At 64.1% G+C, this 12,497-nt stretch carries 16 protein-coding genes; 7 read left to right on the forward strand and 9 right to left on the reverse strand.

Features of this window, described 5'->3' with window-relative positions; translation table 11 throughout:
- Positions 1-57 precede the first annotated feature (57 nt).
- The 5 genes from ACN0RC_RS13720 to ACN0RC_RS13740 all read right to left on the reverse strand — a co-directional run bounded on the left by ACN0RC_RS13720 (position 58) and on the right by ACN0RC_RS13740 (position 3,929).
- Entirely contained in the window at positions 58-588 is a 531-nt protein-coding gene (locus tag ACN0RC_RS13720) for a DUF305 domain-containing protein (RefSeq protein WP_036276247.1), read from the reverse strand.
- Positions 589-810: 222 nt separating this feature from the next.
- Positions 811-1,212 (reverse strand): four-helix bundle copper-binding protein, encoded by a 402-nt coding sequence (locus tag ACN0RC_RS13725; protein WP_247963183.1) that lies wholly within the window; start codon positions 1,210-1,212, stop codon positions 811-813.
- Between the two features lie 587 nt (positions 1,213-1,799).
- A complete protein-coding gene (locus ACN0RC_RS13730) occupies positions 1,800-2,639 on the reverse strand; it encodes a F510_1955 family glycosylhydrolase (RefSeq protein WP_417512468.1) in 840 nt (279 codons plus the stop codon).
- 146 nt (positions 2,640-2,785) lie between these two features.
- Positions 2,786-3,394: a DUF305 domain-containing protein gene (locus ACN0RC_RS13735; protein WP_417512469.1), complete on the reverse strand. Its 609-nt coding sequence runs from the start codon at positions 3,392-3,394 to the stop codon at positions 2,786-2,788.
- A gap of 91 nt (positions 3,395-3,485) precedes the next feature.
- Positions 3,486-3,929 carry a DUF6153 family protein gene (locus ACN0RC_RS13740; protein ID WP_417512470.1) on the reverse strand — a complete coding sequence of 148 codons (444 nt, stop codon included), beginning with the start codon at positions 3,927-3,929 and terminating at the stop codon, positions 3,486-3,488.
- Positions 3,930-4,098: 169 nt separating this feature from the next.
- Between ACN0RC_RS13740 and ACN0RC_RS13745 the strand changes: the two genes are divergently transcribed.
- The 3 genes from ACN0RC_RS13745 (at position 4,099) to ACN0RC_RS13755 (ending at position 6,983) form a co-directional block, all read left to right on the forward strand.
- On the forward strand, positions 4,099-4,359 hold the full coding sequence (locus ACN0RC_RS13745) for a YHS domain-containing protein (RefSeq protein ID WP_344820467.1): 261 nt from the start codon (positions 4,099-4,101) through the stop codon (positions 4,357-4,359).
- Positions 4,360-4,430: 71 nt separating this feature from the next.
- Positions 4,431-6,641 (forward strand): heavy metal translocating P-type ATPase, encoded by a 2,211-nt coding sequence (locus ACN0RC_RS13750; RefSeq protein WP_417512471.1) that lies wholly within the window; start codon positions 4,431-4,433, stop codon positions 6,639-6,641.
- A 21-nt stretch (positions 6,642-6,662) separates the two neighbouring features.
- Positions 6,663-6,983, forward strand: coding sequence for a metal-sensitive transcriptional regulator (locus ACN0RC_RS13755; RefSeq protein WP_029153943.1), 321 nt, complete (start codon positions 6,663-6,665; stop codon positions 6,981-6,983).
- A 101-nt stretch (positions 6,984-7,084) separates the two neighbouring features.
- On the opposite strand, the gene ACN0RC_RS13760 is transcribed toward ACN0RC_RS13755, so the two are convergent.
- The 3 genes from ACN0RC_RS13760 to ACN0RC_RS13770 form a co-directional block, all read right to left on the reverse strand.
- Positions 7,085-7,291, reverse strand: a complete 207-nt coding sequence (locus ACN0RC_RS13760) for a hypothetical protein (RefSeq protein ID WP_417512472.1) — start codon at positions 7,289-7,291, stop codon at positions 7,085-7,087.
- Positions 7,292-7,526: 235 nt separating this feature from the next.
- Positions 7,527-8,912 carry an FAD-dependent oxidoreductase gene (locus ACN0RC_RS13765; RefSeq protein WP_417512473.1) on the reverse strand — a complete coding sequence of 462 codons (1,386 nt, stop codon included), beginning with the start codon at positions 8,910-8,912 and terminating at the stop codon, positions 7,527-7,529.
- 10 nt (positions 8,913-8,922) lie between these two features.
- The gene (locus ACN0RC_RS13770) at positions 8,923-9,684 is read right to left on the reverse strand and encodes an aquaporin (RefSeq protein WP_417512474.1); all 762 of its coding nucleotides are present in this window, start codon (positions 9,682-9,684) and stop codon (positions 8,923-8,925) included.
- A gap of 48 nt (positions 9,685-9,732) precedes the next feature.
- Between ACN0RC_RS13770 and ACN0RC_RS13775 the strand changes: the two genes are divergently transcribed.
- Entirely contained in the window at positions 9,733-10,404 is a 672-nt protein-coding gene (locus tag ACN0RC_RS13775) for an ArsR family transcriptional regulator (RefSeq protein WP_417512475.1), read from the forward strand.
- Positions 10,405-10,424: 20 nt separating this feature from the next.
- A complete protein-coding gene (locus tag ACN0RC_RS13780; protein WP_417512476.1) occupies positions 10,425-10,823 on the forward strand; it encodes a low molecular weight phosphatase family protein in 399 nt (132 codons plus the stop codon).
- 32 nt (positions 10,824-10,855) lie between these two features.
- On the opposite strand, the gene ACN0RC_RS13785 is transcribed toward ACN0RC_RS13780, so the two are convergent.
- Entirely contained in the window at positions 10,856-11,167 is a 312-nt protein-coding gene (locus ACN0RC_RS13785) for a hypothetical protein (protein ID WP_417512477.1), read from the reverse strand.
- Positions 11,168-11,421: 254 nt separating this feature from the next.
- On the opposite strand from ACN0RC_RS13785, the gene ACN0RC_RS13790 reads away from it, so the two are divergent.
- Positions 11,422-12,075: a DsbA family protein gene (locus ACN0RC_RS13790; RefSeq protein WP_417512478.1), complete on the forward strand. Its 654-nt coding sequence runs from the start codon at positions 11,422-11,424 to the stop codon at positions 12,073-12,075.
- 191 nt (positions 12,076-12,266) lie between these two features.
- A partial coding sequence (locus ACN0RC_RS13795) for an ArsR/SmtB family transcription factor (RefSeq protein WP_417512479.1) occupies positions 12,267-12,497 on the forward strand: 231 nt, incomplete at its 3' end.

A 12,497-nucleotide genomic window follows, 5' to 3' on the forward strand; every position in this document is an offset into this window, starting at 1 on the left:
GTTTCCGGCAGGCTCTCGGAGCACAAGCCATGATCGGCCGATTATCGCTACCAATCGTCATCCGTCGTCCGAGCACTGGCGGTCGGCTGCCCGTTCGAAGTCTGGAACGGGTCGGTCTTGCGCGTCCTCGGCCGTCAGCGCGAGTCCGTTGCTTTCGATGTCGGCGATGAGCCAGTCCATTTCGAGGATCTCCCGGCGCTGCGCTTCACTGATTTCAACCGCAAGTTCGCAGACGCGGACATCCTGCAGCTGTGCTCGCTCGGATCGGGTGATCGCGAGCGAGTGATGCGGAATCATTGCGCGCATGTACGCGGTGTCGTCGACGGTGATCTGGCTGCGGTCGAGGGCGATGCCTCCTCCGAGGAGGAGAACGCTGACGATGATGACCGCAATGTTCGCTTTCCTGTGCTTGTACATGTTGAGCATCCAGGCCAGCATGACCAGCCCCATGGCGCCGCCCATAGTGAGCGCCATGAAGACGCGGCTTTCGCTGAAGCGTATGTGCCCCCATTCCCACACTCCAGCGAACATCGTCCAATACATCACGACCATGCCGGTGAGAATCATCGCCGCGAATCGCAAGTACATCGTCAGCGATCCGTGCTTTTTCGTCCCCGCTTGTCGTCCACTTGTTTCGTGCGTGTCCTTCGACATATGCCTCACCTGTTCGTCTCAGCTCGTTGCGCGGTAGCGCGATTGATGACGACGTGTGGCGCAAGAGCGCTCGCTAGTCTGCTTCGGCTCGGTCAACGGGCATCACTGGATTGATGCGGGTAGCGAAGAACTGCACGACGCCGTCGAGGTGGCTATTCAGAGCGTTGCGAGGAGCGCGGCGCAGGCGTCTTCGCATCGCCGGCAGGCCGCAGCACACACCGTGCAGTGTTCGTGCATCGTGTGCTTCTCGCACTCGTCGGCGCAGCTCGCGCATGCCGTGCGGCACGCTTCGAGGGTCGCGCGGGTGAGGTTGGCGTCGTACCCGGTGTGCCTGGACAGGATGCGTCCGGTGGTTTCGCAGAGGTCGGCGCAGTCCAGGTTCGTGCGGATGCACTTCGTCAGCTCGGCAACCATTTCCTCGCTCAGGCACGCGTCGGCGCATGCGGTGCATGATTGCGCGCACTCAACGCACGCCTCGATACACTCCACCAGCACCTTCCGGTCAGCCTGACCAAGGTCCTTCGGGTAGGTGCGGAGCATTTCCGCCGCGACAGTCATAGTGGCTCCTCTCGTCATTGTGGAGTCTTCAAACTACGACCGCACCTCGCTCCCGAGGACCCCGTTGAATACCCCGGGAGGGCATGGTAGTTCAGCGGCAGATCATCGTCGCAGCGATTGCTGTGCGGTGACGATTATTCCGTTTCTGCAGCGTGACTGGGTGGAGTTCGAAGGATCAGAGCCAGGGCGGCAATGACCATGATTACGGCGATGTCAAAGCTGGCGATCGTGTACGTCCACCAAGCGACGTCGGTCGATTGGGCATCATTGATCAGATGCGCGAGCGCGAGGGCTGGACCGCAGATCAAGAGCATATATCCAAGACGCACGAGCCTTCGATGCGTCCGCTCCGCGGGACTGCGAGGCGAAGGCGCGCCGGGTGAGGACGAGTGCACGGCCGTCAGATGGTGTAGCGGGTCGAAGGGTGATCTGGAGCCGGTGGGGGTCATCAGAAGATCGCTCCAATCGCGAGAAAACTAGCAGCGGCGAGGAGGACAACGGCGATCGTCGCCACGATGACGAACAACACGAGGTTCCGAAAGGGGTTCTTGGGCGCTTTCACGAGGAATCCTTGGGCACGGGCCGCGTTATTGGGCGGGACTCAGCACAGTGGTGCTGTCCGGTGAGACTTCAACGATGCCCCGGTCATCGACGAGGATGACGCGGTCGTCGATGACAGTGAGGGCTTGAACGGCGCCTTGGAGCGATTCGAGCTGATGCCAGGTTCCATTTTCATCCTCTGTCCACAGGACGCCATCGGTGCCTGCGCCGAGAAGAGTGCCGTCAGTGCGAGCCTCCAGCGCGTAGAGCACAGGTGTTCCGTCGACTGGAGTGAATGTGTTACCGCCGTCGCTGCTGAAGAGAACGCCTTCTTCGGCTGCAGCGTATAAACCGGATTCGGTGACCGCGAGATCAGCGGCGCCGAGGGACGCACGCTCCGTCCAGTTGTTGCCCTCGTCTGTGCTGGTGAGCAGGTTCACTTGGCTAGAGGGGACGCCGTAGAGGGTGCCGTCCGGGGCCGCGGTGAGGATGTGGAAGTCGGTGGTTCCGTTGAGAGCAATAGGCGACCACGTGTTCCCGTAGTCGTCGCTGCGGATGATGCCGAGGTTGGGCGATCCGAGTTCGGCCGGGGTCTTTTCGCCGGGATGCCCGGAGGCGAACAGCGCGTCTCCCGAGACCGTGAATCCCATGGCGTCGAAGGCGTGACCGCCGATCGGGCCGGAGATATCCCCATCGGGTGTGAGAGTGAAGATTCCGTTGTGCGTGGCCACCAGCAGATCATCGCCCCGGGGATCTTCAGCGATGCCGTGGATGTGGTCGATGCGGGGAGCTGAGTCCGGGTTGCCGAGCGGTGTCGCGGTGCATCCGGTGGCGACAGTCGCCAGGACGGTCACAGTGACGGTTGCGAGAAGGAGTGAGCGTTTCATGATGGTTTCCGTTAGTGGCCTCAAGCGGGCCTGGCTTCACGACGCGCAGCAAGAGCACGCCGACGTCTGACTGCTGCCGCAATGGGGCAGCACGGATGACACAGATCCGGGCGGGACGATCGGATACCGGCCCGCCCGGAGGATTCCTACAGCTGGCCGAGGAGTTCCTGCATCGTGGCGATCTCCGCCGTCTGGTCGTCGATCACCTGTTGCGCGAGCTCGAGGACGTCCGGGTTCTGCGCATCATCAAGCGCCGTCTGCGCCATGTCGACGGCACCTTCGTGGTGCACGATCATCTGCTCCAGGAACAGGCTGTTCGCCTCGACAGCATCCGCGCTCTCCAACATGGTCATGTCCTCTTCGGACATCATGCTGTCGTCACCGCCCATCGAACCGTGATCCATGCCTCCCATGGAGTTGGGGTCATACTCCACACCCCAGTCTTCGAGCCATCCGAGCATCTTGTCGATCTCGGGGCCCTGCGCCGCCTTGATCTCCTCGGCAAGTTCCACCACTCGTGCGTCGGCACCGTCTTTAGCGAGCAGCATGTCGGCCATCTCGATCGCCTGCTCGTGATGAGGGATCATCATCGTGACGAACATCTCGTCAGCCTCGTTCGCTGCCGAAGTCGACGACGACTGAGACGGGGAGGTGGATTCGCTGGACGGTGCCGTGGTGTTGTCAGCGCAGCCGGTGAGAACCAGTGCAAGGGTCAGTACACCCGTACTGACAGCAACGGGAATCTTCTTATTCATGGTTGTTCCTTCGATACGTCGTGTGAGGGTTCGCAAATGATGGCGCCAGACGGCGCCAGGAAACCGACCTATCAGGGTCGGCGGCGACAACTCAGGTGCGACTTATCGAAAGGATCGTCAGCGAGGGTGCCCGGGGAGGGATCCCGATCGCTTCCCACCTCACCAGGCTTACACCACGGTGAGGGGGCAGCCCGTGACGATGAATCAATATCGGAGGGAGGAGGAGAAGCAGACCGGCAAGCAACGCCAGCACGCACGCAGTCAGCATCTCGTTGTGACCCTGCCCATGTCCGGTGCTCACATGACACGCACCCTCACACGCGGTGGACTCGCTCGCGACGGTTGACGCCGCTGCGGTGGCGTGCTCCTCCCCAGCTGCGGAGTGGGTGAGTCCGACGGATCCGTGTCCCGCAGGTTCGGAGGTGAAGGTATGCATCGCCAGCAAGCCGACGATAACCATCAGCGTGGCCCCGCCGAGCATCAACAACGCGCGCAACGACAGCTGCGGACGTGCGCCACGAACTGCGACGTGCATGCTCGGCCTCCTCCATTCCGTCCAGGATGCTAACACCACGATCTATGCGGCCACCCGCCCTGATCCTTCAGCGCCGCCATGTACATCCTAGTGCGGAATACCCCTAGGGGGTATATCGTTAGGCATACCGCCGCCGGACTCCGGTGTTTGAGAGAAAGAGGAACAAAACATGTCCGACTCCACTGGATCCTGCTGCAGCCGCAACAGCCACGGTTCCGTCGACGCCGAAGGACGCAAGGATCTCCTCACCCCGCCCGCGGAGGATCTCGCCGAATGTCCTGTGATGGTAGGCAGCACCGTCATCAAGGCGGATGCAGAAGTTGCCGGCCTGTACCGAGATTACGACGGCACCCGGTACTACTTCTGCTGCGCCGGATGCGGGCCCGCGTTCGACGCCGACCCGGCTAAGTACGCCACCGCTGCTGCCTGACACTGTTTCACCGTGCGAGGCACGCCACACAAGTCGGCCCCACGGTTCTCAATTCCGAGGAGGATAGGCCCATGAGCCACCCGCGTAACGACGGCGCAGAGCACACCCACGCACACCACGACCACGCGGCGTCGACCCCCGCAGTGACGACCGAAACTGACCACGATGCGCACGCGGGACATCAAGCAATGGCGCATGCACCGCAGTCAGACGCGGCCGCGCACAGGCATAGGGACCACGGAAGCGACAACGCGCCCTCCGGTCACAACACCCACGCTGGACACGGCGGTCATGCAGGCCATGGCGACCACGTCGGGCAGTTCCGTCGCCTGTTCTGGATCATGCTCGTCCTCGCTGTCCCCACGGTCGCGTTGTCGGGCATGTTCTCGATGATCCTGGGCTACACCCTCCCCGATATTCCGGGTCTGTCATGGGTATCCCCGGTGCTGGGCACTGTCATGTACGCGTGGGGTGGAAAGCCGTTCCTCGTCGGTGCAGTCAGCGAGCTCCGCGCTCGCAAGCCCGGCATGATGCTGCTCATTGGCCTCGCGATCACCGTCGCGTTCGCCGCCTCCTGGGGCGCGACGCTCGGGGTGCTCCATCACGAACTCGACTTCTGGTGGGAGCTCGCCCTCCTCATTGTCATCATGCTTCTCGGGCACTGGATCGAGATGCGCTCCCTCGCCCAGACGACTTCCGCCCTGGACTCACTCGCCGCTCTTCTCCCGGATGAGGCAGAGCGCGTCGAGAATGACCAGGTCGTCACGGTCTCACCGTCCGATCTCGTCGTCGGTGACGTCGTCATCGTACGGCCGGGTGGTAGCGTCCCCGCGGACGGGCGCATCGTCGACGGACGGGCTTCGATGGACGAGTCCATGGTCACGGGCGAGTCCCGCACCGTGGAACGCGGCAGCGGCGACCACGTCACAGCCGGCACCGTTGCCACCGATTCCGGGCTTCGCGTCGAGATCACCGCGACCGGCGACGACACGACCCTCGCCGGCATCCAACGTCTCGTCACTGAAGCGCAAAGCTCGTCTTCTCGTGCTCAGCGCCTCGCTGACACCGCCGCCGGATGGCTGTTCTGGTTCGCCCTGGGTGCTGCGGCGATCACCGCGATCGTCTGGACGTTGGTCGGCTTGCCTGACGCTGCTGTCATCCGCACGATCACGGTGCTCGTCATCGCGTGCCCGCACGCCCTGGGCCTGGCCATCCCGCTGGTCGTCTCCATCGCCACCGAGCGCGCCGCCCGGGGCGGCGTGCTCGTCAAGGACCGGCTCGCTCTCGAGAGCATGCGCACCGTCGATACAGTGCTGTTCGACAAGACCGGCACCCTCACCAAGGGCGAGCCCGTCGTCTCCGAGGTCTCCGTTGCCGATGGCGCCGACCCTGACCGGGTGCTCGCGCTGGCGGCCGCCGCAGAGGCCGACAGCGAGCACCCGCTCGCGAAGGCCATCGTCCGCGCGGCCGCCGACAGGAAGCTCACCGTCCCCCGAAGCGTCGAGTTCACCTCGTCACCTGCTGTGGGCGTTACGGCGACCGTTGAGGGGAAGATCATCCGAGTCGGGGGACCTCATCTGCTGTCCGAGGAGAACGCCGATGAGCTTCCGGTCGCCGATCAGTGGCGTGCGGATGGCGCGATCATCCTCCATGTCATCCAGGACGGGCGCGTCGTCGGAGCCCTGAAGCTCGCCGACGAGGTGCGCTCGGAATCCCGGGAAGCCGTCGACGCCCTCCACGCACTCGACGTGCAAGTGGTGATGATTACCGGCGACGCGGAAGCCGTGGCGCAGGCCGTCGCCCAAGACCTCGGCATCGACCGCGTCTTCGCCGGAGTACGCCCGGAGGACAAGGCCGCCAAGGTCCAACAACTCCAGAACGAGGGCCGTAAGGTCGCAATGGTCGGCGACGGCGTCAACGACGCCCCTGCCCTCGCGCAGGCCGACGTTGGGCTGGCGATCGGTGCGGGCACAGATGTCGCGATCGCCTCTGCTGGTGTCATCCTCGCAAGCGACGACCCCCGCTCGGTACTCTCCGTGATCGAACTGTCACGGGCTTCGTACCGGAAGATGAAGCAGAATCTCTGGTGGGCTGCCGGATACAACATCATCTCCGTCCCTCTCGCTGCCGGCGTCCTCGCCCCCATCGGATTCGTGCTCCCGATGTCGGTCGGAGCGATCCTCATGTCACTATCCACCATCGTCGTCGCCCTCAACGCACAACTGCTGCGCCGACTCGACCTCCGCCCCGACACCACGACCCGCGTCATCCTGAACCGCTGACCACAACCGCCGGAGATCCAGATGGCTGATACCACCGTCCCTACAACGTCCTGCAACCACACAGAGCACGGGTACATCACGGACAAAGCCCGCTACCTTGCTCGCCTCAAGCGCATCGAAGGACAATCACGCGGCATCCACCGCATGGTCGAGGACGAGAAGTACTGCATTGACATCCTCACTCAGATCTCCGCACTGACCAGCGCCCTGCAGAGCGTTGCCGTCGGGCTCCTCGAAGACCACCTGCGCCACTGTGTGGCAGATGCAGCTCGCGCCGGCAGCGACATCGCCGAAGAGAAGGTCCGGGAAGCGTCTCAGGCGATCGCCCGCCTCGTGCGCTGACTCGCGGCAGATTCGAAAGTGCCCGGACCGGTGAAGCGCAAGCAGTTCGATTCCTCGTGCGCATGTACTCGCGCCAGCTGTGTCGGCCTGCATGCGACGCGTCACCGCCCCCGCTCGACCTCTTCTTCCACCTCGTGCCGGTTTAGTCGGGTCGGCGAGAACTTCCGGATGTCGACGAGCGCCGGCCGACGTACAGGGTTCGTGTCGTCACTGAGCCACGTGACGACATCCGCCGTCGTCTCGTCGACGTTGGCACCGCCAATCCATACGGGCTCGTCCGCGTCACTGGCGACCGGGATGATGACCACGGCATTCGATTGCTCGCATGCGTCCAGGCACCGCGAAACCACTACTCGAGCTCACCCAGCTCAGCGACCTGACCGAACGCCCTCGATGAGGCGACAGGCCGCTAGCGCCGAGGGTCGAATCCCCCCGGCTCTCGCCGAATACGCCTGCCGAAAGCTCGTTACGGCGCACGTTTCTGGAAACCGAATCCCGGCTTCGGGAGCTAGATAGCCGAAAACGATCGTTTTCGGCAGGCGGTCAGACCGCCGGTACCAACGAGCGCGCCTCACGCTCCCAAGCCTGGGTTGCGACCTGCACCGCATCCCACGGGGATCCGAGCGGAGGCGTGTAGGAGAGGTCGAGGTCACTCATCGCGGCGACCGTCATACCGTGATGTAGAGACGTCGCGTAGATATCGACGCGCTTGGAGATCTCTGCGCCGCGTGTCCCGACAAGCTGCGCTCCGAGCAGGCGGCCGTCGTGAGTGTCGCCGGTTATGCGGATGCTGATGGGCGTGGCACCTGGGTAGTAGCGCTTGTGGTCGTCCGCGATCGCCGTGTGGCTGTGCGGCACGAAGCCAGCCGCGACAGCTTCAGGGTCGCGGAGGCCTGTACGGGCGGCCACGACGTCGAACACCTTCACGACCTGTGTGCCGAGGCTTCCGGCGAATTGCACGTCGCCTCCGATCGCGTTCTCGCCTGCGACGCGTCCCTGTTTGTGGGCCGTCGTGCCGAGCGGGAGGTACGTGACGCCGAGCAGGCGGTGGTGGGTAACCACTCCGTCGCCGGCTGCCCATACGTTCGGCAGTCCGGTGCGCATCCGCTCGTCAACGATCACAGCGCCACCTGCTCCCGTCGACGCGCCTGCGTCGGTGAGAAGGCCGGTGTTGGGTCGCACTCCGACGACGACGAGCACCACGTCAGCGGTGCGAGAGAACGCGTCGCCGTCGCGGGTGCCGACAACAGAAATCCGTCCTTCGTCGCGGGTGACGGCTTCCACGCGAGTACGCGTGAGAATGTCGATGCCGTGGCGGGTGAGTTCGTCATGGACGAGCGACCCGAGTTCGGGGTCGAGGGTCGAGAGCACTTCAGGTCCGCGCTGGAGCTGGGTGACCTGGAGGCCGCGGATGGTGAGAGCTTCGGCCATTTCGAGGCCGACGTAGCCGGCTCCGACGATGATTGCCGTCTCGGGCTGGTGTTCGTCGAGGTACTTCTCGAGCGCGAAGGTGTCACCCATCGAGTGCAGCAGGTGCACGCCGTCGTCGGGGCCGAGCTGGTCAAGGCCTGCGATGCCGGCAGTTGACGGTGATGCCCCGGTGCCGACCATGAGCTCGTCGTATGCGATGGTCGACTCGGTGCCGTTGGCGTCGCGAACGGTGAGACGACGGCCGTTGACGTAGATGCCGGTGGCGAGGGTGTTCAGTCGGAGATTCATGCCGGTGGCTTCGAGGTCCGCGTGGGTGCGGTGAGCGAGCGACTGCCAGGGCTGCACTTCGCGGGAGAAGTAGTACGGGATGCCGCAGATAGAGAAGTTCGGGTACGCGTCGGCCACCACGACAGTGACGTCGACGGATGGGTCGAGTTCGCGGGCGCGGAGGGCGGTGGAGATTCCGGCGTCGCTTCCGCCGATCGCTACAAGATGCATGAAGTGCCTTTCAGAGCTGGTTTTCGAGTTGCTGAGGGACCACGACGTCGCCGGCAGTGTGGGGGGCGGTCGGGTAGAGGCCGAGCAGTAGAACGAGGCCGATCGCGGCCCCGACGAGCTGAGCGGCAATGAACGGCGCGACCGCGGCCGGCGCGATGCCGGCAAAGGTGTCAGTGAACATTCGGGCGATTGTCACCGCGGGATTCGCGAACGACGTGGAGCTGGTGAACCAGTAGGCCGCGCCGATGTACGCGCCGACCGCGGCCGCCGTGGCCGATCCCTTGCCGGTGCGGGCGAGTGCGAAGATCAGCAACACGAGGCCCGCCGTGGCGACCGCTTCCCCGACCATGTGCCCGGTGTTTGCTCGGTCGTTGGACGAGAACGCGGGTGCGGTGTAGAACATCACTCCCGCCAAGAGCGTGCCCGTGATGCCGCCGACAACTTGCGCAAGAACGTACGGGGCGAGGTCGCGCAGAGAGAGTCCCGTTCCGGCGCGGCGTCCGAGCAGCCAATCCGCGATCGACACCACGGGATTGAAGTGCGCACCGGACACCGGGCCCAGCATGAGGATCAGGACCGTCAGACCGAGGGCGGTGGTCAGACTGTTCTCCAGCAGCTGGAGGCCGACGTCATCCGGCGAGAGGCGCTGCGCAGCGATACCAGAGCCCACAACGATCGTGACCAGCAGACCGGTTCCAATGAACTCGGCAGCAGTCCGGCGCAGCAGGTGAGCTCGCGCGGGCTCGGCACAGGAGCGGGTTGCAATGTTCATGTCCGCTCATCTTGACCCGAGTGGGGTAGTTCAGTCAAGATTGAAACAATGAACACTGAGAGAACTGACGTGGATGCGCGCGCTGCGAAGCACGCGGCCCTGAGCGACCCGTCCCGCCTGAAGATCGTCGACCTCCTCACATTGGGCGACTTGTCCCCGACAGAGATTCGGGTGGCGTTGGGGCTTCCGTCGAACCTCATCACTCACCATCTGAACGTGCTGGAATCCGTGCGGATGGTGTCCCGCACCCGGTCGGAGGCCGACAAGCGGCGCAACTACGTTCACCTGACCGACACTGCTCTGGAAGGGCTCACACCAGGGCGAATCGAGCACGCCAGCAGGGTGGTGTTTGTCTGCACCGCGAACTCGGCACGCTCGCAGCTCGCAGCAGCTCTCTGGTCAGCTCGCAGCAGCATCCCCGCCTCGTCTGGGGGAACCCACCCCGCGGCGCGAATTGATCCGGGTGCACGGGCGGCTGCCGATCGTCACGCGCTCAAGTTGTCGGATGAGTCCCCTCGCGAGCTGGATTCAGTGCTGACCGATTCGGATTTCGTGGTGACGGTGTGCGACAACGCTCACGAAGAACTCGGCGTCACTGGCCACCTGCACTGGTCGATTCCCGACCCCGTACCCGTGGGCACCGATGAAGCCTTCGATACCGCCTATGACGAGCTGGAGCGCCGGATCTCCGAACTCGCGCCCCGGCTCGCCGCCAGCTGACCCACCCCGAGAGAGAATCCGTGACTGACACCACTCCGACCGTCCTTTTCATCTGCCAGCACAACGCCGGTCGCTCACAGCTGGGCGCAGCTCTCCTGGAGCACCTGGCAGGCGACCGATTCCGCGCCACCTCCGCAGGGCTCTCGCCCGCCGACGAACTGAACCCGGCCGTGGCTGCCACTGTGGCTGAACTAGGAATGGACATCACTGCCCGGGTGCCACGAGCTGTTACAAGTGAGGACCTGGACACAGCTGCCGTCGTGGTGCTCATGAAGCCCGGGCTCACACTGCCTTCCACCCCCCGCGGTGACGTTCTGGAGTGGTCGTTTCCAAACCCAGAGTCCTGGGACGCCGAAGCAGTGCGCCCTCTGCGCCAGGCCGTATCCGAGAAGATCCAGACCACACTTCTCAACCATTGAGCTGACTGGAGCGAAGCACCCGGGGCCCGGTGTCAGGAGAGCCGTGCCCGGATTCCCGCCTCGATCTGAGACTCCGACGGCAATCCCGCAAGCCCCGTCTCGGTCGCATAAACCCGACACGCAATATTCGTCGTCTGCCCCGCAGACGGCACCACGTCCTCTCCATCGACGAGCACCGTCGGCGACCCCGCGAACCCGACGGCAGCAGCATCCGCCAGCGTCTCCACGAGCATGAATTCCACCGGCACATCCGGCAGGCCGAGCCTGCCCAGCACCGCCCGGACACGATCGCCCGTGGTCTCCCAATTCGGACACTCATCGATATGAACAACCTGGATCTTCACCCGACCATTCTCCACCCGATCCCGGGGCAAGTGGTCCTGAATCAAACCGACGCCCGGTCCTGAACCGAGTTGACATAGCCAGCTGTTGGAATCGATCGTTCTCTGTGCATGCCGAGCGTCAGACAAGTCATTAGTCCCTGTATAGTCATATCGATGCCCTCAGCGGTGTATGCCGCACGGTGTCCTGCCCCTCTGCGTCACTTGCCGCGATGCCCATGCCCCAGCGACAACCACGCCCCGATCTGGAGCCCTCCATGAAGACCCCAGTCAAGGTCACCCTCGTCACCGGTAGCGTCCTCATCGTCCTCGCTATCGTGGCGCTCATCGTCGTCATGATGACTCGCCCCGACGCTCCCGACATCGGCGCAGAGGGATCCCTGCCGGGCACCCGCGCGGACTCGCATGTGCTCGACGACGCGGGACCGGACGCTCCCACGCTGGTGGAGTTCCTCGACTTTGAGTGTGAAGCGTGCGGGGCGTTCTACCCCGTCGTCGAGCAGATCCGTGAAGAGTATGCGGGCGAGATCAACTACGTTGTCCGTTACTACCCGCTCCCCGGACACTTCAACTCTATGAACGCGGCCCTGGCCGCCGAGGCTGCGGCCGAACAGGGGAAGTTCGAGGAGATGTATCAGCAGCTCTTCGAAACCCAGACCCAGTGGGGCGAACTGCAGACCTCGCGAGCGGACCTCTTCCGCACCTTCGCGGAAGACCTGGGGCTCGACATGAACGCCTACGATGCCGCCGTCGCCGCCTCCGTCACGAGGGAGAGAGTCGAAGCCGACTTCAACGATGGACAGTATCTCGGCATCAGCGGCACACCTACCTTCTTCCTTGATGGCGAGAGGCTCGAACTCACACAGCTCAGCGACCTGACCGACCCCCTCGATGAGGCGACAGGACGCTGACCCTGGAGAGCCTTGCGCTCTCGACTCTGACCCCGCGCGCCTGCCGAAGCAGCTGGTGCCAATCCCCGAAGACGCCGCACCCACGCGCGGCAGCGGATAGATATCGGCGATCGAGCGCGAGCGAACGCACTTCGGGTAGATCGAGACAGCAGGATTCTGGATAGGTCAGCATCTACTGTATAGTTCAGTGCATGCTGACTATTGCTTCACGCCTTGATGTGATGAACCGGCTCGGCCGGGCCATGGCGGATCCGACGCGTTCCCGGATCCTGATGACTCTGCTCGGTGGCCCGAGCTACCCGGCTGTGCTCTCGCGCGAGCTGGAGTTGACGCGCTCGAATGTGTCGAACCATCTCACCTGCCTGCGCGACTGTGGGATCGTGGTCGCTGAGCCTGAGGGCCGGCAGGCCCGGTACGAGATC

The sequence above is a fragment of the Microbacterium sp. genome, from assembly GCF_048259935.1.
Lineage (GTDB): Bacteria > Actinomycetota > Actinomycetes > Actinomycetales > Microbacteriaceae > Microbacterium.

Excerpts from the sequence above, each read along its gene's own strand:
- ACN0RC_RS13720 (WP_036276247.1), bottom strand. The coding sequence starts at position 588 with ATGTACTTGCGATTCGCGGCGATGATTCTCACCGGCATGGTCGTGATG.
- ACN0RC_RS13725 (WP_247963183.1), bottom strand. The coding sequence starts at position 1,212 with ATGACTGTCGCGGCGGAAATGCTCCGCACCTACCCGAAGGACCTTGGT.
- ACN0RC_RS13730 (WP_417512468.1), bottom strand. The coding sequence starts at position 2,639 with ATGAAACGCTCACTCCTTCTCGCAACCGTCACTGTGACCGTCCTGGCG.
- ACN0RC_RS13735 (WP_417512469.1), bottom strand. The coding sequence starts at position 3,394 with ATGAATAAGAAGATTCCCGTTGCTGTCAGTACGGGTGTACTGACCCTT.
- ACN0RC_RS13740 (WP_417512470.1), bottom strand. The coding sequence starts at position 3,929 with ATGCACGTCGCAGTTCGTGGCGCACGTCCGCAGCTGTCGTTGCGCGCG.
- ACN0RC_RS13745 (WP_344820467.1), top strand. The coding sequence starts at position 4,099 with ATGTCCGACTCCACTGGATCCTGCTGCAGCCGCAACAGCCACGGTTCC.
- ACN0RC_RS13750 (WP_417512471.1), top strand. The coding sequence starts at position 4,431 with ATGAGCCACCCGCGTAACGACGGCGCAGAGCACACCCACGCACACCAC.
- ACN0RC_RS13755 (WP_029153943.1), top strand. The coding sequence starts at position 6,663 with ATGGCTGATACCACCGTCCCTACAACGTCCTGCAACCACACAGAGCAC.
- ACN0RC_RS13765 (WP_417512473.1), bottom strand. The coding sequence starts at position 8,912 with ATGCATCTTGTAGCGATCGGCGGAAGCGACGCCGGAATCTCCACCGCC.
- ACN0RC_RS13770 (WP_417512474.1), bottom strand. The coding sequence starts at position 9,684 with ATGAACATTGCAACCCGCTCCTGTGCCGAGCCCGCGCGAGCTCACCTG.
- ACN0RC_RS13775 (WP_417512475.1), top strand. The coding sequence starts at position 9,733 with ATGAACACTGAGAGAACTGACGTGGATGCGCGCGCTGCGAAGCACGCG.
- ACN0RC_RS13790 (WP_417512478.1), top strand. The coding sequence starts at position 11,422 with ATGAAGACCCCAGTCAAGGTCACCCTCGTCACCGGTAGCGTCCTCATC.